The organism is Ruegeria sp. HKCCA5426, assembly GCF_013034585.1.
In the GTDB taxonomy this organism is placed as follows: domain Bacteria; phylum Pseudomonadota; class Alphaproteobacteria; order Rhodobacterales; family Rhodobacteraceae; genus Ruegeria.
Window position 1 is genome coordinate 253,493 of the sequence record NZ_WQGH01000005.1, and the last position, 22,356, is coordinate 275,848.

Annotated in this window: 26 protein-coding genes; 16 read left to right on the forward strand and 10 right to left on the reverse strand. The window is 58.9% G+C overall.

Annotated features, from left to right (window positions below):
* Positions 1 to 28 precede the first annotated feature (28 nt).
* The 4 genes from GOV87_RS10675 to GOV87_RS10690 all read left to right on the forward strand — a co-directional run bounded on the left by GOV87_RS10675 (position 29) and on the right by GOV87_RS10690 (position 3,271).
* Complete coding sequence (locus GOV87_RS10675) at positions 29 to 1,867, forward strand: glycerophosphodiester phosphodiesterase (protein ID WP_171211738.1); 1,839 nt, start codon at positions 29 to 31, stop codon at positions 1,865 to 1,867.
* Entirely contained in the window at positions 1,854 to 2,414 is a 561-nt protein-coding gene (locus tag GOV87_RS10680) for a hypothetical protein (RefSeq protein ID WP_171211739.1), read from the forward strand. Before GOV87_RS10675 ends, GOV87_RS10680 begins: the two co-directional genes overlap by 14 nt.
* Before the next feature lie 68 nt (positions 2,415 to 2,482).
* Positions 2,483 to 2,617: an aa3-type cytochrome c oxidase subunit IV gene (locus GOV87_RS10685; RefSeq protein ID WP_171122663.1), complete on the forward strand. Its 135-nt coding sequence runs from the start codon at positions 2,483 to 2,485 to the stop codon at positions 2,615 to 2,617.
* A 21-nt stretch (positions 2,618 to 2,638) separates the two neighbouring features.
* Entirely contained in the window at positions 2,639 to 3,271 is a 633-nt protein-coding gene (locus GOV87_RS10690; protein WP_171211740.1) for a hypothetical protein, read from the forward strand.
* Here GOV87_RS10690 and GOV87_RS10695 read toward each other — a convergent pair.
* A complete protein-coding gene (locus GOV87_RS10695) occupies positions 3,260 to 3,592 on the reverse strand; it encodes an AzlD domain-containing protein (protein ID WP_171122659.1) in 333 nt (110 codons plus the stop codon). The two genes, GOV87_RS10690 and GOV87_RS10695, sit on opposite strands and share 12 nt — an antisense overlap.
* The gene (locus GOV87_RS10700) at positions 3,589 to 4,305 is read right to left on the reverse strand and encodes an AzlC family ABC transporter permease (protein WP_171122657.1); all 717 of its coding nucleotides are present in this window, start codon (positions 4,303 to 4,305) and stop codon (positions 3,589 to 3,591) included. Before GOV87_RS10700 ends, GOV87_RS10695 begins: the two co-directional genes overlap by 4 nt.
* Here GOV87_RS10700 and GOV87_RS10705 point away from each other — a divergent pair.
* From GOV87_RS10705 to glp, 5 genes are all read left to right on the forward strand, one after another.
* Positions 4,304 to 5,245, forward strand: coding sequence for a formate dehydrogenase accessory sulfurtransferase FdhD (locus GOV87_RS10705; RefSeq protein WP_254447353.1), 942 nt, complete (start codon positions 4,304 to 4,306; stop codon positions 5,243 to 5,245). The two genes, GOV87_RS10700 and GOV87_RS10705, sit on opposite strands and share 2 nt — an antisense overlap.
* A gap of 99 nt (positions 5,246 to 5,344) precedes the next feature.
* Positions 5,345 to 6,298 (forward strand): AEC family transporter, encoded by a 954-nt coding sequence (locus GOV87_RS10710; protein ID WP_171211741.1) that lies wholly within the window; start codon positions 5,345 to 5,347, stop codon positions 6,296 to 6,298.
* Between the two features lie 47 nt (positions 6,299 to 6,345).
* On the forward strand, positions 6,346 to 6,990 hold the full coding sequence (gene mobA / locus GOV87_RS10715) for a molybdenum cofactor guanylyltransferase MobA (RefSeq protein ID WP_171211742.1): 645 nt from the start codon (positions 6,346 to 6,348) through the stop codon (positions 6,988 to 6,990).
* Positions 6,987 to 7,478, forward strand: a complete 492-nt coding sequence (gene mobB, locus GOV87_RS10720; RefSeq protein ID WP_171122651.1) for a molybdopterin-guanine dinucleotide biosynthesis protein B — start codon at positions 6,987 to 6,989, stop codon at positions 7,476 to 7,478. Before mobA ends, mobB begins: the two co-directional genes overlap by 4 nt.
* Positions 7,475 to 8,740 carry a gephyrin-like molybdotransferase Glp gene (glp, locus tag GOV87_RS10725; protein WP_171211743.1) on the forward strand — a complete coding sequence of 422 codons (1,266 nt, stop codon included), beginning with the start codon at positions 7,475 to 7,477 and terminating at the stop codon, positions 8,738 to 8,740. The genes mobB and glp overlap by 4 nt, the downstream gene beginning before the upstream one ends.
* Here the strand turns inward: glp and GOV87_RS10730 are convergent.
* The 3 genes from GOV87_RS10730 to GOV87_RS10740 all read right to left on the reverse strand — a co-directional run bounded on the left by GOV87_RS10730 (position 8,737) and on the right by GOV87_RS10740 (position 10,736).
* Positions 8,737 to 9,729 carry a hypothetical protein gene (locus GOV87_RS10730; RefSeq protein ID WP_171211744.1) on the reverse strand — a complete coding sequence of 331 codons (993 nt, stop codon included), beginning with the start codon at positions 9,727 to 9,729 and terminating at the stop codon, positions 8,737 to 8,739. The two genes, glp and GOV87_RS10730, sit on opposite strands and share 4 nt — an antisense overlap.
* A 14-nt stretch (positions 9,730 to 9,743) precedes the next feature.
* Positions 9,744 to 10,214: a transcription elongation factor GreA gene (gene greA, locus GOV87_RS10735; protein WP_171122645.1), complete on the reverse strand. Its 471-nt coding sequence runs from the start codon at positions 10,212 to 10,214 to the stop codon at positions 9,744 to 9,746.
* Between the two features lie 141 nt (positions 10,215 to 10,355).
* Positions 10,356 to 10,736 (reverse strand): VOC family protein, encoded by a 381-nt coding sequence (locus tag GOV87_RS10740; protein ID WP_171211745.1) that lies wholly within the window; start codon positions 10,734 to 10,736, stop codon positions 10,356 to 10,358.
* A gap of 86 nt (positions 10,737 to 10,822) precedes the next feature.
* Here GOV87_RS10740 and soxR point away from each other — a divergent pair, with 86 nt between their 5' ends.
* The 4 genes from soxR to GOV87_RS10760 all read left to right on the forward strand — a co-directional run bounded on the left by soxR (position 10,823) and on the right by GOV87_RS10760 (position 15,688).
* Positions 10,823 to 11,278, forward strand: a complete 456-nt coding sequence (soxR, locus tag GOV87_RS10745; RefSeq protein WP_171122641.1) for a redox-sensitive transcriptional activator SoxR — start codon at positions 10,823 to 10,825, stop codon at positions 11,276 to 11,278.
* Between the two features lie 135 nt (positions 11,279 to 11,413).
* The gene (locus tag GOV87_RS10750; RefSeq protein WP_171211746.1) at positions 11,414 to 13,060 is read left to right on the forward strand and encodes an electron transfer flavoprotein-ubiquinone oxidoreductase; all 1,647 of its coding nucleotides are present in this window, start codon (positions 11,414 to 11,416) and stop codon (positions 13,058 to 13,060) included.
* Positions 13,061 to 13,161: 101 nt separating this feature from the next.
* Entirely contained in the window at positions 13,162 to 14,877 is a 1,716-nt protein-coding gene (locus GOV87_RS10755) for a tetratricopeptide repeat protein (RefSeq protein ID WP_217360829.1), read from the forward strand.
* A complete protein-coding gene (locus GOV87_RS10760) occupies positions 14,867 to 15,688 on the forward strand; it encodes a 4-(cytidine 5'-diphospho)-2-C-methyl-D-erythritol kinase (RefSeq protein ID WP_171211748.1) in 822 nt (273 codons plus the stop codon). Before GOV87_RS10755 ends, GOV87_RS10760 begins: the two co-directional genes overlap by 11 nt.
* Here GOV87_RS10760 and GOV87_RS10765 read toward each other — a convergent pair.
* Positions 15,681 to 16,679 (reverse strand): polyprenyl synthetase family protein, encoded by a 999-nt coding sequence (locus GOV87_RS10765; RefSeq protein WP_171124389.1) that lies wholly within the window; start codon positions 16,677 to 16,679, stop codon positions 15,681 to 15,683. The two genes, GOV87_RS10760 and GOV87_RS10765, sit on opposite strands and share 8 nt — an antisense overlap.
* A gap of 56 nt (positions 16,680 to 16,735) precedes the next feature.
* Here GOV87_RS10765 and GOV87_RS10770 point away from each other — a divergent pair, with 56 nt between their 5' ends.
* The 3 genes from GOV87_RS10770 to GOV87_RS10780 all read left to right on the forward strand — a co-directional run bounded on the left by GOV87_RS10770 (position 16,736) and on the right by GOV87_RS10780 (position 18,007).
* Entirely contained in the window at positions 16,736 to 16,951 is a 216-nt protein-coding gene (locus tag GOV87_RS10770) for a DUF2007 domain-containing protein (protein ID WP_037316655.1), read from the forward strand.
* Positions 16,948 to 17,721, forward strand: coding sequence for a tRNA1(Val) (adenine(37)-N6)-methyltransferase (locus GOV87_RS10775; protein ID WP_171211749.1), 774 nt, complete (start codon positions 16,948 to 16,950; stop codon positions 17,719 to 17,721). Before GOV87_RS10770 ends, GOV87_RS10775 begins: the two co-directional genes overlap by 4 nt.
* Before the next feature lie 121 nt (positions 17,722 to 17,842).
* On the forward strand, positions 17,843 to 18,007 hold the full coding sequence (locus GOV87_RS10780; RefSeq protein WP_170563647.1) for a YdcH family protein: 165 nt from the start codon (positions 17,843 to 17,845) through the stop codon (positions 18,005 to 18,007).
* Here GOV87_RS10780 and GOV87_RS10785 read toward each other — a convergent pair.
* The 4 genes from GOV87_RS10785 to GOV87_RS10800 form a co-directional block, all read right to left on the reverse strand.
* A complete protein-coding gene (locus tag GOV87_RS10785; protein ID WP_171211750.1) occupies positions 18,004 to 18,870 on the reverse strand; it encodes a DMT family transporter in 867 nt (288 codons plus the stop codon). The genes GOV87_RS10780 and GOV87_RS10785 overlap by 4 nt on opposite strands.
* The gene (locus GOV87_RS10790) at positions 18,867 to 19,814 is read right to left on the reverse strand and encodes a transcriptional regulator GcvA (RefSeq protein ID WP_171134846.1); all 948 of its coding nucleotides are present in this window, start codon (positions 19,812 to 19,814) and stop codon (positions 18,867 to 18,869) included. Before GOV87_RS10790 ends, GOV87_RS10785 begins: the two co-directional genes overlap by 4 nt.
* Before the next feature lie 302 nt (positions 19,815 to 20,116).
* A complete protein-coding gene (phbB, locus tag GOV87_RS10795; RefSeq protein ID WP_171122624.1) occupies positions 20,117 to 20,839 on the reverse strand; it encodes an acetoacetyl-CoA reductase in 723 nt (240 codons plus the stop codon).
* A 186-nt stretch (positions 20,840 to 21,025) separates the two neighbouring features.
* On the reverse strand, positions 21,026 to 22,201 hold the full coding sequence (locus tag GOV87_RS10800; RefSeq protein ID WP_171211751.1) for an acetyl-CoA C-acetyltransferase: 1,176 nt from the start codon (positions 22,199 to 22,201) through the stop codon (positions 21,026 to 21,028).
* Positions 22,202 to 22,356: the final 155 nt, after the last annotated feature.

The following is a 22,356-nucleotide window of genomic DNA, read 5'->3' on the forward strand; positions in this document are numbered from 1 at the left end:
ATGAAGGGATCATTCAGGGGGGCGTCAGGTGACAAGTTTCTCAGCCGTTACAAATGCCTACAAAGGCGCATGGGCGCGCCGCCGCGTGTTTGTTCCGATCTATTTCGTGGTGCGTCTGCTTTTGATCGCGCTTATCACACCGGGGCTGGCGATTGCCGCGAACCTTGCAGTTTCACTGTCCAGCCAGACGGCGCTGACGGATCAGGACATCGCGGCCTTTGTCCTATCTCCGGCCGGTTTTTTGGTCGCTGTCGCCGTTCTGAGCCTGTTTCTGCTGGCCGAAGTGTTCGTATTTTCTGTCATGACGGGATCGCTGCGGATGGGGGAATCTGACCCATGGCGCGCAGGAAGCGCTGCCATCGGCCTGATTTTGTCGAGCCTTCCAGCGCTGTTTGGCTTCGCGGTGCGGTTTGTTCTGCGGGTCTTGCTGTTGGTTTTGCCCTTCGCTGCGATGTCTGCCCTGATCGCTTGGTGGACACTGACGGAATATGACATCAACTATTACCTGACTTTCAAACCGCCCTCTTTTTGGGTGGCCGTGGTTCTGATCGGGGCTGTTTTGCTGGTCATGGCCTGGGTTCTGATCCGTAGATTGTCGGGATGGGCGCTGTCGTTGCATCTGGTTCTGTTCGAACAGGTGCGCCCGGCTGAGACCTTCGCCCTCAGCACCGAAAGGATGGAAGGGAAACGGGGGCAGCTAAAGATCGAACTTGCGGTGTGGCTGATAGTGCGGCTGCTGATTGCGACGCTGATTGCATGGGTTGCCGGGGTGCTGTTCGCCATCGTGCCACTTCAGGACAGCTCGAACCTGCGCCTGGCATTGACCTACAGCCTTTTGATTGCCGGGTTATGGTCGCTGGCGGGGCTGGTTTTGGCAGCGACCGCGCTGGGCGCATTGGCCGTGGTTCTGGACAGGTTCTTTGAAATCAGGACGGATGAGCCTCCACACCCCGAACCCGGCAGCCTGCGGGTGCCGTTGTTCACCGCAGTCGGCGGCGCTGTGGTCGCGGTGCTGATCGGTCTGTGGTTTGGTCAGCATCTGTTGGAACAGGTACAGGCCTCCGACCGGGCCGAGGTCATTGGCCACCGCGGGGCCGCGGCCTTGCGGCCGGAAAACACGATGGCGGCTGTCCTGAAGGCGATCGAGGACGGCGCCGACTGGGTCGAGATCGACGTGCAGGAAACTGCGGATGATGTGGTGATCGTTGCTCATGACAGCGATTTCATGAAACTGGCGGGCGTCCCCACCAAGGTTTGGGATGTGACCATGGAAGAGGTGGCCGAGATCGACATCGGCAGTTGGTTTGACCCCGAATACGCGGAAGAACGCACCCCGACCCTGCGCGACGTGCTGGCGGCGGCCAAGGGCAAGTCCAAGGTCATCATCGAATTGAAATACTATGGTCACGACGTTGATCTGGAAAACCGCGTGGCGGCCTTGGTCGAGGAATTCGATATGCAGGACGACATCGCCACGATGTCGCTGAAGTATCCGGCCGTGCAAAAGATGAAGAAATTGCGCCCGGACTGGCGCGCCGGGGTTCTTGCGGCCACCGCAATCGGTGATCTGTCAGGGCTTGAAGGGGATTTTGTCGCTGTAAATGCTGCGATGGCCACGCCGGGGCTGGTGCGTTCGGTTCAGGCGGCGGGCAAGGACATCTATGTCTGGACGGTCAATGATCCGCTGCAGATGTCTGCGATGGCGTCGATGGGCGTGGACGGGCTGATCACAGACCGCCCCGCTATGGCAAACGAAGTTCTGCGCGCACGTGCCGAAATGGGGCCGGGTGAGCGGTTGGTGCTGTGGCTGGCCTACGCGTTTGGTCTGTCAATAGACACAGAGGCGATGCGAGATGACAGCCCGTAACCTGATTTTTGCGGTGGGGCTGATCGCATCACCTGCGCATTCGCAGGATGTCCTGCGCAGCATCGAAATGCCCGCGCATCGCGCCTTGGCCGCGCAATTGGACGAGGCCGCCTTGACGCCGTTTGAAACAGATGGCTGTTCGGGCGGCCTGTCGGCAAGCTGGCGTTTTGTTGCGGATACATTTCCCAAGTTCAGCGCGCTCTACGAAGCCCACCCGCCGTGGGAGGGATGCTGCGTCACCCATGACCGCGCCTATCATAATGCCGGTGGCGCGCTTACGGCCGAGGACAGTTTCGCGGCCCGCGTGGCAGCGGACAGCGCCTTGCGCGCCTGTGTCAAACAGCACGGAGAAGACCACGCCGATGGCTACGCACAGCGCTATGACATGACGCCGGATCAGATTCGCCTAGCGCACTCCGTGACCGCCGAGGCAATGCACGCAGCCGTCCGATTTGGCGGAGCTCCGTGTTCCGGGCTTCCGTGGCGCTGGGGGTTCGGCTATCCGGGATGTTCGGTGTTTCCACCCCTGACCCCTGCGCGCGAATGACGTGGTGACAGGCCCGGGATTTTCGATTATCCAACATCTCAAACACGCGAATTGGGATTCTGACAATCATGGCTGAACACAAGCACGGCGAAATGGACATCACCGTCCAAACCAAAACCTTCAACGGGTTCATCAAAGCGACCACATGGTGTGTGGTTGCCATCGCCTTCCTCTGCCTTTTCCTGGCGGTCTTTGCCGCTTAAATCCGAAAAACGGGGTTGGCCGTGATCAGGGTTTTGATTGCCTGCCTGCTGGCTGTGACACTTGCGGGTTGCGCTGGGTCACAGCGTCCGCAGGCGGATTTGGCTGAAATTTCGGCGCGGTCCTATCGTGATCCGGGGCCGTCGACCCTGACCCTTTATACAATGATCAGCACCCGGACGGGTTCGGGTGCCCATACGTCGCTGATGATCAGTGGCAGCGAGCGGGTAATCTTTGACCCCGCCGGATCATTCAGGGCGGATGTGGTGCCGATCAAGGATGACGTCCTTTACGGCATTACCCCGAATGTGGAACGCGCTTATCGCAGCAGCCACGCGCGCGAAACGCATTATGCGCGCATTCAAACCGTCGAAGTAACCCCCCAGCAGGCCGAGATTGCCCTGCAGCTTGCCAAGCAATCGGGGCCGGTTGCAGGTGCATTCTGTGCCAATTCGACCGCCCAGTTGCTGCAGCAAGTGCCGGGGTTCGAGCAGATCGAAACCACGTTCTATCCCGTCAAGCTGTCGGAGCAATTTGCGCAGTTACCGGGTGTTCAAACCGCCGAGTACCGAGAGAATGACGACGCCGATCTTCAAACCGGTCTCGCCTTTAATAATGCGCAACTGAACCAGTTGGAGGCTGACTCAGCCCAGTAGGTAGAGCAGCCCGTAAAGCGTTGCGGCCCCGCTGAAGATGGCCGCGATCACGTTCTTGGTGAATAGTCCGACAGTTATGGCCACAGCCGCCGCTGCCATGCGCGGTGCGTCGGGTTGACCGCCTGTTGCCGTGGGCCAGACGACCAACGGCGCGATCAGCGCAGGAATGATTGCCACGGCCGTATAGCGCAGATGGCGCAGCAACCATGGCGGCATCGGGCGATCTCCGACCAGGCCGATAAAGACAAAGCGCAGGGCATAGCTGCCGATGGCAAGCCCGATGATGATGGTCCAGATAGTGACAGGATCAGGCTGTGTCATGCGGCGGCCTTTCTGCGTTCGGCCATCAATTCGGCCTGCGCGCCTGCGATCATGCCGGCGCACCCGGCGATCAGCAGGCCCAGATTGAACGGAATCGCCACCGTCAGCAGGGACACAATGATCGCAACAAGTGCCGCCGCCACATGAGGCAGGGTGCGCATCATTGGGCCGATCATCGCCAGAAATGTGATCGGCAGGGCAAAATCCAGTGCCCAACTTTCCGGAATACGCGTACCTAGAACCGCGCCGAGGTAGGTTGCCAGTATCCAAAGAGGTGTGATCGGCGTGACCGAGCCGACGAAATAGGCCATCCGTTGCGGGACGGTCATGTTTGGCTCTTTCTCGAACTGAACGATCGAACTGGCATAGGATTGGTCGACAGTTAGATAGGCCGCGCAAGCACGCTGCCACATCGGGGCCGCGCCCAGAAACGGCGTCAATGAGGCCGAGTACATCGCCATGCGCAGGTTCACCGCCAAGGCGGATACCAGAATGATCGCGGTCGGGGTCTGATCTTGCAGCAGTTGCAGGGCGGCAAACTGGGCGGCCCCGGCAAAAACGGTTGAGGTGAAAGCCATCGTCTGGACGATGTTCAAGCCTGCTTCGGTCGCAAACACGCCGAACAGTGTGCCGAACGGGATCGCAACAAAGATAAACGGGGTCCCGTCCCGAAACCCTTTCCAGAAGTATGACTTGGATGTGGTGTCTGCCATGGCTAAATCCTATGGTGTTGATCGCAGCAGTAGCGGTCTTGGGAAAGGGTTGCAATTGGCCACGGAACAGAACCTGTCAGACTACATCATCGCCCCCGACCCCAGGGCGGCCCGCCTGACACGTGCCGTCGAAGGTGTGGATCAGAATGGCGAGGCCAGCCAGATTTCAGTGGTGGAAGAACGTCCTTTGACGATTTTCCTGAACTCGCAAGAGATCGTGACCGCGATGACAATTGGCGATTACCCCGAATATCTGGCGCTGGGTTTTCTACGCAATCAGGGCATGCTGCTGCCTGACGACCAGATTACCCGTGTCGATTTCGATGAAGATCTGGAAACCGTCGTTGTCCGCACGGCGCGCGAGACGTCTTATGAGGATAAGCTCAAGAAAAAGACCCGTACCAGTGGCTGCGCCGTTGGAACCGTCTTTGGGGATATGATGGAGGGTCTCGAAGACGTGCGCTTGCCTCAGGTCACCGTGCGCACATCGTGGCTTTATGATCTGGCGGCCAAGATCAACCGCACACCCTCGCTCTATCTTGAGGCGGGTGCGATCCATGGCACGGTGTTGTGCCGGGAAGACCGCCCGTTGGTTTATATGGAGGACGTGGGTCGGCACAACGCGGTCGACAAGATCGCCGGTTGGATGCTGTCCGAGGGCGAAGCGGCAGAGGACAAGATCCTGTACACCACCGGTCGTTTGACCTCGGAAATGGTGATCAAGACGGCGATGATGGGTATTCCTGTTCTGGCATCCCGTTCGGGTTTCACTGCCTGGGGCGTTGAGATCGCGCGCGAGGTTGGATTGACGCTGATCGGTCGGATGCGCGGGCAGCGTTTCGTGTGTCTGGCAGGTGAAAATCGGCTGGTGCGGGACGTGGACCCGGCAACCGTTCCGGTTGAAGAGAAAAAGCACAAACGGAAAAGCGCACTGGGCTAGAAATGGCACTTTATAAATAATGCTGCGAATTCCGACAGGTATGCCCTAATATGGGGTATAGCAAACAGGAGTGCAGGTGAATTCCCGCCTGATGGCAACATGGAGCTGATTAATCTTATCGCGCCGGTTTTCGCGGTAATCCTGACCGGATACGTGTTTTCCTGGACGAACCTTTTGGGCCAGGACACGTCTGACGCGCTGGTCCAGTTTGCGGTTTATGTCCTGATCCCGGCCATCATGTTCTATCTGATCGGGCAGGAAGAGTTCCAAAATCTTCTTAATTATGGGTTCTATCTGTCTTACGGCGGGACGTTGCTGCTTTTGTTTGTGCTGCTTTTCGCAGGTTTGAAAAGTTTCACGGGATTTGAGACCGGTTCTGCCACCGTCGCGGCCTTTGCCGGGGTTGCCTCGAACACGGCTTTAGTTGCGTTGCCCGTTCTACACGCGATTTTCGGAGCCAAGGGTGCGCTACCGGCTGTGTTGGCGAATCTGGTTGTCGCCTTGATGCTTTTGGTCATGACGACCGTGTTGGAAAGCTCGGCTGGACATAAGGCCAGCGCCAAGACACCAATCTACAGGATTTTCCTGAACGTGCTGAAAAATCCGATCATCGCGGCCACATTGCTGGGGGTCGCGTATTCCTTCACCGGGATCGGGTTTTCGGATTCGGTATCCGGTTACCTTGAACTTCTGAGCCAAGCTTTGGCCGCGGTTGCGCTGTTCGCAATCGGCTTCACGACCAGCGTGCGGACGATTATTCAAACGGGGCCTTTGATCCTGCTTCTGACACTGGTCAAGCTGATCGCTGCGCCCGGGCTGGTGCTTCTGGCGGCGCATCTGATTGGTCTGGACCCACTTTGGACAATCGCCGCAACGGTTTCAGCGGCGGTTCCGACCGCCAAGAACATCTTTCTGCTTGCCAAGCACTATGATCAGGAACCGCAACTGGCCGCGCACATCGTTTCCGCAACGTCGTTTTTGTCGGTGGGAACGTTGATTATGTGGTTATTTGTATTGCACAACCTTTATCCAACCGCGTTCCAATTGAACTGAGTTCGATTTACAAGGTTGTAAGCGACTGATCCCAATCAGGTACAGGAATGAACAAACCTCTCGGCGTTATCCTTGCAGGCGGTCTGGCCACCCGGATAGGGGGTGGAGACAAGGGCCTGCTGAAAATTGGCGACAAAAGCTTGCTGGACCACGTGATTGGCCGGTTGCGCCCGCAGGTGGCTGATCTGGCGCTGAACGCGAATGGCGATCCGACCCGGTTTGGTGGGTACGACCTGCCGATTGTTCCCGACACGATCGAAGGGTTTGCAGGCCCGCTCGCGGGCGTTCTGGCCGGGCTCGACTGGGCGGCTGAACAGGGTGCCGAATGTATCGTTACTGCCGCCGCCGATACGCCGTTCTTTCCGCGCGATCTGGTTGCGCGCCTAACTGCCGCAGCAGAAGGGCAGGCCAACCCGCTGGTTCTTGCAACCACACCGCGCACAGGGGATGAGACCCTGAAATCCGGGGGTGGCAAAAAGATCAACCGGCATCCGACATTTGGACTGTGGCCCGTGGCGTTGCGTGACGACCTGCGCGCGGCTTTGCAGGGGGGTTTGCGCAAAGTCGTCCTGTGGACGGATCAACATGCGGGGCGCGAGGCGCTGTTTCCTGTTGATCCGTTTGATCCTTTCTTCAACGTCAACACGCCGGATGATCTGGACCGGGCGCAGAAATTGTTGGCGCAGGCATGAGAGTTTATGGCGTCACCGGCTGGAAGAACGCAGGCAAAACCGGGTTGATGGAACGTCTGGTGGCGGAAATCAGCGGGCGCGGATTTTCCGTGTCCACCGTCAAACACGCGCACCACAGTGTAGATGTCGATCAGAAGGGCACCGACAGCTATCGCCATCGTACCGCCGGGGCCAATGAGGTTTTGCTGGCTTCGGGCCAACGGATCGCCATCATGCAGGAATTGCGCGGAGCGCCCGAGCCGTCCTTGAAAAGCCTTCTGGCCCGACTGACCCCGGTTGATCTGGTTCTGATCGAAGGTTTCAAACGTGAAGCCCATCCCAAGATCGAAGCTTTCAGGGCCGAGCCCGGTAATAGCTTGTTGGCGGAGGAGAATGACACGATACGCGCCGTGGCCAGCGATACACTGATGGACCTGAATGTGCCCGTTTTCGACCTGAACGACACAAAGGCCATCGCAGATTTTATCCTGCAGGAAGTCGGGTTATGAGCAAACCGAACATCGCACCGCCCCCATTGAGCAACGATTGTTTTGCGCTGCCCGCCGGGGTGAGCTGGACACCGGTGGATGATGCCCTGGCTCTGTTGCAGGACAGGCTGACAGGTGTGACTGGGCCTGAGACGACTCCGGTCTCGGACTCCGAGGGGCGAATTCTGGCTGAGGACATACGGGCCCTGCGTTCGAACCCACCGCAGCCGAATTCCGCCGTTGACGGGTACGGGTTTTCCGGCCCTGCCCCGGAAGGGCCGCAGGTGATGCCCCTGCACGATGGACGTGCAGCAGCGGGGATACCCTTTGAGGGGCAGGTGGCCTTGGGCCAGGCCCTGCGCGTTTTGACGGGCGCCGCCTTGCCCGAGGGCGTGGACACCGTCGTTCTCGAGGAAGACGTCACCGTCAAGGATGGCCATATCGCTTTTCACGGCCCGCTCAGGAAAGGCGCAAACGCACGCCGCGCCGGAGAGGACGTGACCGAAGGCGATACGGTTTTGCGCGCCGGGCGACGGCTAAACTCGGCAGACCTTGCGCTTCTTTCGGCGATAGGGATTGCCGAGGTGCCGGTCCGCCGCAGGTTGCGTGTTGCCGTTCTGTCGACAGGCGATGAGCTGGTTGAACCCGGTGACATTGCTGGGCCGGGTCAGATATTCGACGCCAACCGTCCGATGCTGTTGTCGATGATCGGGAAAATGGGCTTCGAAGCCGTTGATCTGGGGCGTGTCCCCGATGACCGTACGATCCTAAGGGACAGGTTGGATCTTGCAGCCGGGCAATCGGATGTGATCCTAACAAGCGGCGGAGCGTCGGCGGGGGATGAAGATCACGTGTCAGCCTTGTTAAAACAGGCCGGTGCGATGCAGGAATGGCGGATTGCCTTGAAACCGGGCCGCCCTTTGGCGCTTGGGATGTGGAGGGAAACCCCTGTTTTCGGCCTGCCGGGTAATCCCGTGGCGGCGCTGGTCTGCACGCTGATTTTTGCACGTCCAGCGCTTGGTCTTTTGGCGGGAGAGGGTTGGTCGACGCCGCAGGGCTTTGACCTTCCTGCCGCGTTTGAAAAACACAAGAAACCCGGACGACGCGAATACCTGCGTGGTCGCGTCCGCGAAGGTCGGGTTGAAGTTTTTGCGTCGGAGGGGTCCGGTCGGATCAGCGGGCTGAGCTGGGCGGAAGGTCTGGTCGAGATCGAGGATGGTGCCCGCCACATTCAGACGGGCGACACCGTGCGGTTTATTCCCTATGGCAGTTTTGGGCTTTAGTCGAACGTACCGGCCACACGCCCCAAAAGCATGAAAGCCCGCGCGGTTCGCGTATCGCCAAGCGCGGTCAGATCGGCATCGCTGGCATCCGGTTCAAACTCGACAATCATGTGATCGAACCGACGCAGGAAATGATGTGCCGCATCCCGAAAGATCGGGTCCTGCTTCATGCGTGCAGCTGTCAGTGCAAGGGACGATCGGTCGCGGATTCCGCCCAATACCGCAACCGCGCGACCGCGCGCGCCTTGGGCGAACTGTCGCCAGACCTCTGGTCGCGCCATGTCGGGGCGCAGGTCGTCCATATAGATGCCTTCCTGACTGAGCAGGGTCAGAACATCCTGTGACGCCTGCACCAACTGCGCCGTTTTCCGATCCTTCAGGGCCAGCCGAAGGGCGTCGAAGCCTTCGGTGTCTTCCTGTGTCTCGGGGAAATTCAGCGCGCGAATAAAGACATCCGTGCTCAGCCGCGGGGCAATGTCGTCGGCCTGCGTGCCCAGCTCCAGCGAGGTTTGGTCCCCAGCCCCGCTTTTGATCGTGCTGCGCGCGGGTTCGGTACGCTGGGTCGAAAAAGTTGCCAGTGCGCTTTCGGTCTTTTTTGCGGTCTGAGCGATTTCATCCAGTTTCTTGGTAACGGCGGGTTCGTACCCGCTGGCGGCGCGCTGTTGTTGTACCACGTAAGCTTGCCGGATCGCGTCAATGGCGGTTTGCAGCCGGGCGCTTTCCTCGCGCATGACCCGGCTGGCACGCATCGACGTGGCCGCAACCCAGATCATCGCGACGGGCATGAAGACAGCCAGCAAGGTAACGACAAAGCTGCCGCCTTCCACCTTGCCGGGCAGGACCAGAAACACGACCGACACGATCAGCCAGATCACACTGAGCGCGATCGCGACAATCTCGATTTCGGTCACTGACGGCGTTGCAGGCTTGTCATATATGCCCAGTGCGGTCGGCCGCTCGTCTTCCTGCTCTGGCGTGGGCTCGGACATGGTTCCCGCTCCGGTCAGGCGTATTCTATGTTCAAAATCTCATAAGAGCGCACACCGCCGGGGGTGCGGACTTCGACGCTGTCCCCCTCGTCCTTGCCGATCAGGGCGCGGGCGATGGGGGATTTGATGTTGAGCAGGCCGTTTTCAATATTGGCCTCATACTCACCCACGATCTGCCAGGTCTTTTCCTCATCCGTGTCTTCGTCGACAAGCGTGACCTTTGCACCGAACTTGATCGCGCCCGACAACTTGGCAGGGTCTATCACATCTGCCAGCGACAGGATGCTTTCCAGCTCTTTGATGCGGCCTTCGATAAAGCCCTGCTTTTCACGGGCCGAATGGTATTCGGCGTTTTCCTTCAGATCGCCAAGCTCGCGGGCCGTGGCGATGGCTTCGATGATCGCCGGACGCTCGACCGACTTGAGGTTTTTCAGTTCCGCCTCGAGCGCGGCATTGCCCGCGGGCGTCATCGGAATTTTTTCCATGTTCTTTTCGTCCACGCATAAAATTGTTTCGCCCCGCCGCATGAGACAAGCGTCGGGGCGAATTGATGGGTCGTCAAATACCTGACCCAAATGGCGCGGGAAATGCAAGGGGGCGAAGCCGCCCAACCTGCGGATTACAGCCTAGTCGTAGCTAATGACTTCGAATTCTATGCCGTTTTCGTCATCAAAGTAGAACCGTTTACCGGGTTCGTAGTCCGCGTGCGACTTTGGCGTGAACCCGGCTTTGACAACCCGGGCTTCGGTTTCGTCGATATCTTCGACCAGAACACCAACATGATTAAGCCCGCCAATGATGTCATAGCTGCTTTCGCCTGATGGTTTGGGATCGCTGGGTGCGTAAAGTGCCAGATAGGTGTGCGGGCTGCCCACATGGACCGTATATCCGCCCGCGATCGCCGGTCCTTCCCAGCGGGTTTTCCAGCCAAAGACCCGGTGCATCCACTTGGCCGAAGCCTGAGGGTCGCGGACCGTGAAGTTTGTGTGTTCAAGCGTCGCCATCATGGGAACTCCTTTTTAAGTTTGAAGCTTGTCCCGACTCACCGTAATTTCTAAACCTAACTTTAGGTCAAGATATTTATGAGGGTAAAATGGCGGTATCTGAGGGGCTTGCAATTGGCGCTCTTGCACGGCGTACGGGGTTGGCAGTTTCGGCCATTCGATATTACGAGGCGCAGGGCCTGATCGCGCCTTGGCGGAATGCGGGCGGGCAGCGACGGTATCAACGCGCCGATATTCGTCGGCTGAGCTTTGTCATGATCGCGCAACAGTTCGGCCTGACCTTGCCCGAAATCCGTGAAGTGTTGTCAGGCTTGCCGGGCAATCGGACCCCGACCCCAAAGGATTGGCAGAAAATCAGTGTCGGGTTGCGGACCCATCTGGATCAGCGAATCGAGACACTGACACGACTGCGCGACAATCTGGACGGCTGTATTGGTTGCGGGTGCCTAAGCCTGCCGAAATGCGCGCTTTACAACCCGGATGACCGTGCCAAGTCCTATGGTAGCGGTCCCAGGTATCTGATGGGGGACTCTCCCGAGGCATAACTGCCGCATTGCAGCAATGTTACGCCGTGTTTTGATTGACCAAGGTCTTTGTGACCATGTAATCACCCGTGAAACAAAATTGCGCAGACCACGCAGTGAAAGCGCCAATTCGGAAAGTTAGCTAAGGAGCCCGCGATGGCCGAGATTGAACGCGAAGCGATGGAATACGATGTGGTGATCGTGGGTGCAGGCCCCGCGGGCCTGTCGGCGGCCATCCGTCTGAAACAGTTGGATGCGGACCTGAACGTTGTGGTTCTGGAAAAGGGCTCGGAAGTGGGCGCGCATATCCTATCGGGTGCGGTTCTTGACCCGTGTGGCCTTGATGCGCTGATCCCAGACTGGAAAGAAAAAGGCGCGCCGCTGAAAACGCCGGTCGAAGAGGACAACTTCTATATGCTGGGTGAGGCGGGACAGATCCGCATCCCCAACTGGCCGATGCCGCCACTGATGAACAACCACGGCAATTACATTGTGTCGATGGGCAATGTCTGCCGCTGGATGGCTGAACAGGCCGAAGAGCTGGGCGTGGAAATCTTCCCCGGCATGGCGTGTTCCGAGCTGGTTTACGGCGAGAACGGCGAAGTCAAAGGCGTGGTCGCCGGTGTCTTTGGTCTGGAAGCCGATGGCTCATATGGCCCCAACACCGAGCCGGGGATGGAACTGCACGGCAAATACGTCTTCCTGTCGGAAGGCGTGCGCGGGTCGCTGTCCAAGGAAGTCATCGCCAAGTACGATCTGCAAGCCGGGAAAGAGCCGCAGAAATACGGCGTCGGCATGAAAGAAATCTGGGAGATCGACCCGGCCAAGCACAAGGAAGGCTCGGTCACGCACACGATGGGCTGGCCCCTGGGCAGCAACGCAGGCGGCGGGTCGTTCATCTATCACCTGGAAAACAATCAGGTCTACGTCGGTTTTGTGGTCCACTTGAACTACAAGAACCCGCACCTGTATCCCTACATGGAATTCCAGCGTTTCAAGCATCACCCGATGGTGGCCGAGTTGCTGAAAGGCGGCAAGCGCGTGGCTTACGGTGCGCGTGCGATCACCGAAGGCGGCTATCAGTCGATGCCGAAACTGGTCGCGCCGGGCGTGGCGCTTCTGGGCTGTTCGGCGGGTATGGTCAACGTGCCGCGCATCAAAGGTAACCACAATGCGATGCTGTCGGGTAAAGCCGCAGCCGAGGCCGCGTTTGACGCGATCAAGGCCGACCGTGCAGGCGATGAGCTGACTGTTTACGAGGCCGACGTGCGCGACGGTGCCATCGGCAGCGACCTGAAGAAGGTGCGCAACGTCAAACCGATGTGGTCGAAATGGGGCCTGACGGCGTCTCTTGCCTTTGGTGGTCTGGACATGTGGACCAACACGCTGGGCTTTTCGTTGTTTGGCACTTTGGGTCACGGCAAGAACGATGCCGAAGCAACCGAAGAGGCCAGCAAGCACACGCCCATCGACTATCCCAAACCCGATGGCGTGCTGTCGTTCGACCGTTTGACCAATGTCTCGTTTGCAATGACCAATCATGAGGAAAGTCAGCCCTGCCACTTGCGGCTGTCCGATCCGGCGATTCCGGTCAATGTCAACCTGCCCAAGTTCGACGAACCGGCGCAACGCTATTGCCCGGCAGGCGTGTACGAGATGGTCGAGGATGAGAACGGACCGCGATTCGTCATCAACTTCCAGAACTGTGTTCACTGCAAGACCTGCGATATCAAGGATCCCAGCCAGAACATCACCTGGACCACGCCACAGGGCGGTGACGGGCCAAACTATCCCAACATGTAAGCGAAAAGACGGGCACTGGCAGGGTCGTGAAGGCTCTGCCATTGCCTCTTACCTGCCAAAGTCCTAGCTTGTTGGTCAGTAAACAATAGCAAGGCAGGATTTTGGTGGCTTCCCTCCTCCGTCGCGCAGCGCTGGTTGCGCTGCTTTCTTCGTCAGTCACGTTTCCGGCTTTTTCGGATACCGGGTCCGGGCCATATTTGGCCGGGCGTCAGGCGATTTTCCAGAACGATTATACCGCAGCCGAGCGTTACTTTGCTCAGGCCCTGCGCGCTGACCCCGAAAACCACAAGCTGCTGGAAAGCGTCGTTGTTGCCAGGCTGTCGCTGGGCGAGTTGCAGCGCGCTCAGCCTGTGGCCCGCACAGTTGTTGAAATGGACCTTCCCAGTCAGGCGGCTCGGATGGTTATCGCCGCTAACCTTGTTGCGGATGACAAGCTGGACGAGTTGTTGGCGCTTGAACCCGAAACGCAGGGCGTCGGACCGTTGGTCGACGGTTTGATGCTGGGATGGGCCCACATTGGTCAGGGGTCCATGACCAAAGCGATGGATCAGTTCGATCAGGTGGCGACACAGGAAGGACTGCGGGAATTCGCGCTTTACCACAAGGCGCTGGCATTGGCCTCGGTCGGGGATTTCGAAGGGGCCGAAGCGATTTTTGCAGCCGACGAAGGGGCGGTTGCTAAATTCACGCGCCGTGCGGCACTGGCACGGGTTGAGGTGCTGTCACAGCTTGATCGCAACCAGGATGCGCTGGCCTTTCTGGATGACGTGTTTGCCGCTGGCAGCGACCCATCCATCGAAAGCTATGAGGCGCGCCTGACAGCGGAAGAAACCCTGCCCTTCACGCATGTGCGAACGGCGCAGGACGGCATGGCAGAAGTGTTCTTTTCCGTGGGGGCTGCGCTCAGCACCGAGGCGGCGGAGAACTACGTTCTGCTTTACGCACAAACCGCAGCTTTCTTACGGCCTGACCACGTTGACGCAATTTTGCTGAGCGCTGAGTTGCTGGACGAGCTCGAGCAATATGATCTGGCAGTTGAGGCATATCGCAAAGTGCCTGCCGAAAGCAGCGATTATCACGCAGCCGAGTTGGGCCGCGCCGAGGTGCTTGGCCGCGCAGGTAAAACCGATGCGGCCGCCGAAGTCTTGCAGACCCTTGCCACCCAAAATTCGAACCTGCCCAGCGTTCATGTTGCGTTGGCCGATCTTCAGCGACGGCAGGAGAACTATGCTGATGCGGTGGAAACCTATGACAAGGCCATCGAACTGATTGAAGGCGGTGTCGGGGGAAACTGGTTCCTGTATTACGCGCGCGGCATCTCGCACGAGCGGCTCAAGAACTGGGATCAGGCCGAGGCCGATTTCCGGCAGGCGCTGGAACTGAACCCGGATCAGCCGCAGGTGTTGAACTATCTGGGGTATTCGCTGGTTGAGCGGCGCGAGAAGCTGGACGAAGCATTGAACATGATCGAACGCGCTGTCACCGCGCGGCCTGACAGCGGCTACATTGTGGATAGCTTGGGTTGGGTTCTGTTCCGTCTCGGACGCTATGACGAAGCGGTTGAGCATATGGAGCGCGCAGTTGAGCTGATGCCGGTCGATCCCGTGGTGAACGACCATCTGGGGGATGTCTATTGGGCGGTCGGACGCGCGCGCGAGGCCGAGTTCCAATGGAAACGTGCCTTATCCTTCATCGACCCCGATGACACGGACGGCGAAGCCGACCCGGACAGAATTCGCCGCAAGCTCGAGATCGGGCTGGATGCAGTTCTGGCCGAAGAAGGTGCAGACCCATTGAAGGTCGCAAATGAAGGCTGAGGCTTTCGCGCCCGCCAAGATCAACCTGACTCTGCATGTGACCGGTCGACGGGCCGACGGGTATCACCTGCTGGATTCACTGGTGGTATTTGCGGATGTGGGTGACACGCTGCGCTTCACGCGCGGAGATCACCTGTCGATCACGGTTACAGGTGAGCATGCGGCAGGCGTTCCTGCGGATGACCGTAATCTGGTTTGGAAAGCGGCCAAAGCCGCAGGTTGGGCAGGGCATATCGACCTGAACAAAGTGCTGCCGCACGGTGGCGGGATCGGTGGGGGATCGTCCGATGCCGCGGCCACTTTGCGCATGGTTGGCGATCAGGGCGGCAGCATTCCAGATGAGATCGCTTTGTCACTTGGCGCGGATATCCCCGTCTGCATGGCTGCGCAGGCCAGCCGAATGCGCGGCATTGGCGATGGGCTGACACCGGTTGTTTTGCCACAAATGCCAGCCCTTTTGGTCAATCCGGGCGTTGAGGTTCCCACAGGGGCCGTCTTCTCTGCACTGGATAGCCGCAACAACGACCCCATGCCGGATGATATACCGATCTTTGCCGCCGCTGAGGACTGTGCCACATGGTTGCGCGATCAACGAAACGATCTTGAAGGCCCGACCAAGGAGCTTGCACCCGAGGTTGGTCGGGTTCTGGATGAACTTGCCGCCACCAAGGAGGCTCTGCTTGTTCGGATGTCAGGGTCAGGGTCGACGTGCTTTGCGCTCTACCCCAGTATGAAGGCGGCCCATTACGCAGCCTACGAGATTGGCGCAGCCTATCCCGACTGGTGGTGTCGCGCGGTTCAGCTCAATTGAGGCGAGACACCACATAATCCGCCAAATCGCGCAGCAGCGTGCGAATTTCATGGTCGGGTAGAATGTCGAGCGACGCTTTGGCCTTATTCGCCCATCCCAGCGCATCCGAGCGCGTGGCGTCCAGCGTGCCGTATTTGGCCATCAACCCAAGCGCGTGGTCCAGATCACCGTCTTCCTGACGGCCACGGCCAATCGTACGCTCCCAGAATGCGTGTTCTTCTGGGGTTGCTTGCGCGACGGCCTTGATTACGGGCAAGGTCAGTTTGCGTTCGCGGAAATCGTCACCGACGTTTTTGCCGGTCGCAGTGCTGTCGCCCTGATAATCCAACAGGTCATCCGCGATCTGAAAGGCGATCCCCAGCGCATCACCATAGTCATACAGGGCTTGAACCTGCTCTTCTGCTGCACCGGCGATGACACCGCCGACTTCGGTCGCGGCTGAGAACAATGCCGCCGTTTTGCCCCGTACAACCTGCAAGTAGATCGCTTCGTTGGTGCCCAGATCGGTGGCCGCTGTCATTTGCAGGACTTCACCTTCGGCAATCGTCGCTGATGCGTTTGCTAGGATATCTAGCACGCGCAGCGATCCTGTCTCGACCATCAACTGAAAGCTGCGCGAGAACAGGTAGTCGCCCACCAAAACGCTGGATTTGTTGTCCCACAAAAGGTTTGCGGTGGGGCGTCCGCGTCGCTGGCCGCTTTCGTCCACAACATCGTCGTGCAACAAGGTGGCGGTATGGATGAATTCAACAGTCGCTGCCAGCCGTACATGGTGGCTGCCCTGATAGCCAAACAGTTGCGCTGCGGCCAGGGTCAGCATCGGGCGCAAACGCTTGCCGCCCGCCTCGACCAGATGCGCCGTTACTTCCGGGATACGCGGGGCGTGCTCGGACGCCATGCGGGTTCGGATCAGTTCATTTACTGCGTCCATTTCACCCGCGAGAATTTCCGCCAGCCGCTCATGCGGTTTTGAGACCGTGCTGATCGTCATCACACTCCTGATACAAGGCTCGACTTCTGCCGCACCTTGCCCTTACATCCATCCCCATGAAAGAACTTTTGCGCAGCACCGATCCAACGATCCTGGCGTTTGCATCCGCCCTTCTTGAAGGCGAGGATATAGACTGCTTTCAGATGGACGTAAATATGAGCATCCTCGAAGGTGGCATAGGAATTTTCCCGCGCCGCCTGATGGTCCGGGCCGATGACCTGACGCGGGCCGAGCGCGTGATGCGTGACAATGAAATTCCGTTGGGCCGATGACCCTGTTTGACGATGATGACCTGACCCTGAATGACTTTCTGGGTGGCCGTGTGCGCCTGTGGCAACCTCGTGGCGGATACCGCGCCGGGGTGGACCCGATCCTGCTGGCCGCTTGTGTTCCGGCAAAACAGGGCCAAAGCGTGCTGGAGTTGGGCTGCGGGGCTGGGGCAGCGGTGCTGTCGCTGATGGCACGTGTGCCGGGGTTACAGGCTGTCGGGGTGGAATTACAGGCGCCATATGCTGATCTGGCTCGTCGGAACGCTGTTGAAAACGCCGCACGGCTGGAAGTTATTCAAGCGGACCTGACGGCCATGCCGCCGGACCTGAAACAGCGTCAGTTTGATCATGTGATCGCCAATCCGCCCTATTACCGTGTCGGGGCGCATAGCCCGTCCGTGGATCAGGGACGAAGCGTCGCACTGGGCGGAGATACACCGCTGGACCTTTGGTTTGACGCTGCAGCCAAACGCCTTGCGCCGAAGGGTTCCCTACACATGATCCAAAAGGCGGATCGGTTGCCGGAAATGCTGACCTCGTGTTCTGGGCGGCTGGGATCAATCGAAGTTGTGCCGCTGTCAGCCCGGTCCGGGCGCAAGACCGAGCTGGTGATTCTGCGGGCAAAAAAGGGGGGGCGCGCAGCTTTCCAACTGCATGCACCCCTGATTTTGCACGCAGGAGAACGCCACGAAAAAGACGGGGAAAGCTATACGCCGCACGTATCTTCGGTGTTGCGCGATGGCGCTGCGTTGAGCTGTTTCCCGGATCGATAGGCATTAACCAGCCGAATTTGTCGGATTTATTACAGATTCTGTGCGTCTGCAGCGTGACAGGCTGGAAACGATGTGGTCAACTTCTTACGTAAACCTGAGACACCAACAAAGGAGTATCGCCATGAGCGTGAGCGCACATCTGACGGAACTGAAGAAAAAGCACGAAACTCTCGGTCTCGAAGTAGAACAAGCCCAACGCTCGCCAGGTATCGATGATCTCCATATCGCTCAACTCAAGAAACAGAAGCTGAAACTGAAAGAAGAGATCGAGCGCCTGTCCAGTTAACTGCTCATACTGGCGTGGGCCGCGATGGTCGCGCCGCTCGTAATTAAAACGGCCGCGATCGCCAATCCCCACGAGGGGGCCGCGATCCCGGCCACAACCAAAATAAGCGTAGACAACAAGGGTGCCGCGTAGGACGCCGTTCCCAGAATCTGAATGTCGCCTTGTTTAACCCCTATATCCCAGACATAAAACGCCAGTCCCACCGGCCCCAGACCCAAGGCCAGCACGGAAACCCAGCTTGTCGCTGTGTCCGGCCACACGGTCTCTTCAACGGCCAGGTGCAGTAAAGCGGACGCTATGGCCGTAGCAACGCAGAACACGGCGACTGAGCTTGTCGGCGTGTCGCCCAAGCGCCGGGACAATACCGAATAGCCGGACCATGTCAGCGCGCATAACAGGGCCAGGGCGTATCCCGGCAGGTGATCCGATTGGAATCCTGCACTTCCGCCCCCGGCAATGATCACAGCGGCCCCGGCGAACCCCAGACAGGCACCGAACAGATGCCCCAGTCGCAGGTTCTCGCCGGGCAACAGCCCTGAAAAGAGGACAATCAGCAAGGGCCAGAGATATGCGATTAAGCCAGCCTCGGCCGCAGGTGCCATGCGCAAGGCCGAGAAATACAGCGCGTGGTAGCCAAACAGCCCGATCGTTCCGAACAGGTAGGTTGTCCAGCGCACGTTTCGAAGCTGAGACAGGCCACCGTTGGCCCAGGTCCACATTAACCCAAGCGTGCCGCCGATTGAGAAGCATATGGCGTTTAACAGCAATGGTGGTGTGGGCGCAGATCCTACCGTGAACAAGGCGAGCAAAGACCAAAGTAGGACCGCGATAAATCCGATCCCTGTCGCACGGGTTCTTGTCATAGGGCAGGGACCTCTTCCACCGGAATGATTTCGAATTCATCCGAAATATGCGCGGTTTTTTCAATCTCGTCCATGAACCAATCCCGGAAGGCGGCGATTTGGGGGCGGTTCTCTGCCCCCGGGAGGCACAAAAAACGAAACCGCCCCCGCGTTTCGATGGCCGTCTTGAACGGCGCGACCAAGCGCCCTTCGGTCAGGTCCTTGATGATCATCGCGCGGCGACCAAGCACAACCCCAACCCCCGCAACCGCTGCGTCGATCGCGTGGTCTGCATTCGAAAAATGGGCGCCATGTGTGGGCGCATAATTTACGCCGACCGCCCGAAACCATGTGGGCCAGTCACTGGGCGGTTGGAGAAACGCAATCGAGTCGTCAAAAATCAGGGGGGCGTCTTTCAGGCTGTCGGGCGTTGCATAGCGTTCGGCCATTTCAGGTGTCATGACTGGGGTCAGCCATTCTTTGCGCACGGGCAGGGAATATAATCCCTCGTCATCGCCATAGCCAAACCGGATCGCCACATCTACGTCGTCACGCTCCAGATCCATATTGCGCAAGGTGGCCGAGAATTTGAGGTCAATCTCAGGATGCGCCCGTGCAAATTCATAAAGGCGCGGGGCAAGCCACTTGGCTGTCAAAGCCGGGCCTGCGGTCACGGTCAGGCTGGTATCGTTTCCTTGTCTTCGGGCCGCCTGCCAAGCGGCCTGCAACGCGGCAAAGCCCTCTGCTGCGCCGGGTGCCAGTGCGCGCCCTGCCTCGGTCAGTTCGACGGCTCGGTTAAGGCGGCGAAACAACGGGCGGCCCAGATGTTCCTCAAGCGACTTGATCTGAAAGGACAGGGCCGCAGGGGTGACATGCAGTTCTTCGGCGGCTTTGGCAAAGGACATATGGCGCGCGGCGGCATCAAAGGCGCGCAACGCGGTCAGAGGGGGAAGGTAGTCGCTCATGGCATAAGAAATTCTTAACTGAAGTTCGCAGAAAGCTCGTTTGTCGTCAACATTGATAAGGCGCATATTCAACTCAAGTCAAATAAAGCTGAACTGAAAGGATGTCTGCCATGATCGAGATGACAACAAACCCCGCAGCCGCCCGCGCCTTTCAGCGGGCCCATGCTGAACGCGGTAAGATGCTTAAGCAGGCCATGGACTGGCTTTTTGGTTCCCGCTGAACGCAGCGCGCGCGTCCTTACGGGATAAAAGAAGGGCCGGTCTGAAAAGACCGGCCCGTTTTTTTGTTTTCCGTGTTCGGATTAGACGAAAAACTGTGCACCGTTGGCCGAAATGGTCGAGCCGTTGATGAATTGAGAATCGTCCGACGCCAGGAACGCAACGCAGCGTGCGATTTCCTCGGGCTCACCCAGGCGACCAGCCGGGATTTGCGCAACGATGGAATCACGCACTTTTTCAGGGACCGCCATGACCATCTCGGTTGCGATGTAGCCGGGGCAGATCGCGTTCGCGGTGATGCCTGCGCGCGCGCCTTCTTGCGCGAGGGATTTCACGATGCCCAGATCGCCTGCCTTGGTCGCGGCATAGTTCACTTGCGCGAACTGGCCCTTCTGACCGTTGATCGAGCTGATGACGATGATGCGGCCGAACTTGCGCTCGCGCATTCCAGGCCAGACCGGGTGCACGGTGTTGAACACACCTGTCAGGTTGGTGTCGATTACCTGATGCCACTGTTCCGGGGTCATCTTGTGGAACGGCGCATCGCGGGTGATGCCTGCGTTGGCGACCACGATGTCGATCGGGCCGACCTCGGCCTCGACCTTTTCGATCCCAGCCTTGGACTCGTCATAGTCGGCAACATTCCATTTGTAAGTGGCGATGCCGGTTTCCTCGGTGAATTTTGCTGCGGCTTCGTCATTGCCGGCATAGGTGGCTGCAACATTGTATCCTTCGGCCTTGAGCGCCTTGGAAATTGCTGCGCCGATGCCGCGGGAACCGCCGGTGACGAGTGCTGTACGTGCCATTTAGGACTCCTCCAATTCATGTCGTCTTGGTAATGCTGTTACTTTGAGAGGTGATCTTGCGCAATATTATTTCGCTCTGAATTTTGAAGTTCCGCACGGTAATATCGTCGCATCTGTGGGGCAGGCCCCAGTGTAACAAAAAAGGGCGCCCACCGGACGCCCCTTTGTATTCGGGTTTCAAGCCACTTAGTCGCGCTCCACACACAGGGCGACGCCCATGCCGCCGCCGATGCAGAGGGTCGCAAGACCCTTTTTCGCGTCGCGGCGCTTCATTTCGAACAGAAGCGTGTTCAGAACCCGGCAGCCCGAGGCACCGATCGGGTGGCCGATGGCAATCGCGCCACCATTCACATTCACGATCGACGGGTCCCAGCCCATGTCCTTGTTGACGGCGCAGGCCTGTGCGGCGAAGGCTTCGTTGGCCTCGACCAGATCCAGCTCGTCGACCGACCAGCCGGCTTTTTCCAGCGCCTTGCGCGATGCATAGATCGGGCCGACGCCCATGATCGACGGGTCCAGACCCGCGGTGGCATAAGATGCGATGCGGGCCAGAGGCTCAATCCCGCGTTTTTCCGCATTCTCGGCCGACATCAGCAGGGTCGCCGCCGCACCGTCATTCAGACCGGACGCATTCGCCGCCGTGACCGAGCCGTCCTTGGTGAACGCGGGGCGCAGCTTGGCCATCGCCTCCATCGTTGCGCCGTGGCGGATGTATTCGTCGCTGTCCATCACGATGTCGCCCTTGCGGGTTTTGATGGTAAAGGGCGTGATCTCGTCAGCGAACTTGCCGGCCTTTTGCGCGGCCTCGGCTTTGTTCTGGCTGGCGACTGCGAATTCGTCCTGCGCATCGCGGCTGATCTGCCATTTCTCGGCCACGTTTTCAGCGGTCTGACCCATGTGGTAGCCGTTGAACGCATCCCACAGACCATCGCGGATCATGGTGTCGATGTATTTCATGTCGCCCATCTTGTGACCGGCTCGCAGCGCAGCGGCGTGGGGGGACAGGGTCATGTTTTCCTGGCCACCGGCGGCGACGATATCCGCATCGCCCAACTGGATGTGTTGCGCGCCCAGCGCAACCGCCCGCAGGCCCGAACCGCAGACTTGGTTGATGCCCCAGGCGGCGCTTTCCTTGGGCAGACCGGCGTTGATATGCGCCTGACGCGCGGGGTTCTGACCCTGCGCGGCGGTCAGTACCTGACCCATGATGGTTTCACTGACTTCGCCTTTTTCGATTCCGGCACGCTCAACCACGGCCTCAAGAACTGCCGTACCGAGGTCATGGGCAGGGGTGTTGGCGAATGATCCGCCGAAGCTGCCGACGCCTGTGCGTGCTGCGGATGCAATTACTATGTTGGTCATTAAGACAATCCTTTACCATCAAGGTTCTGTGGGAAACATGACGGCGCAGGTCGCAGGGGTGGCCCCTGACAGAAAGAGCGCCTCGTGATCCCCCGCTCCAACTGCACTTGGAATAGCGCAATGCTGCAGTTGCAGCAATGGTCAGCTTGTCTCAG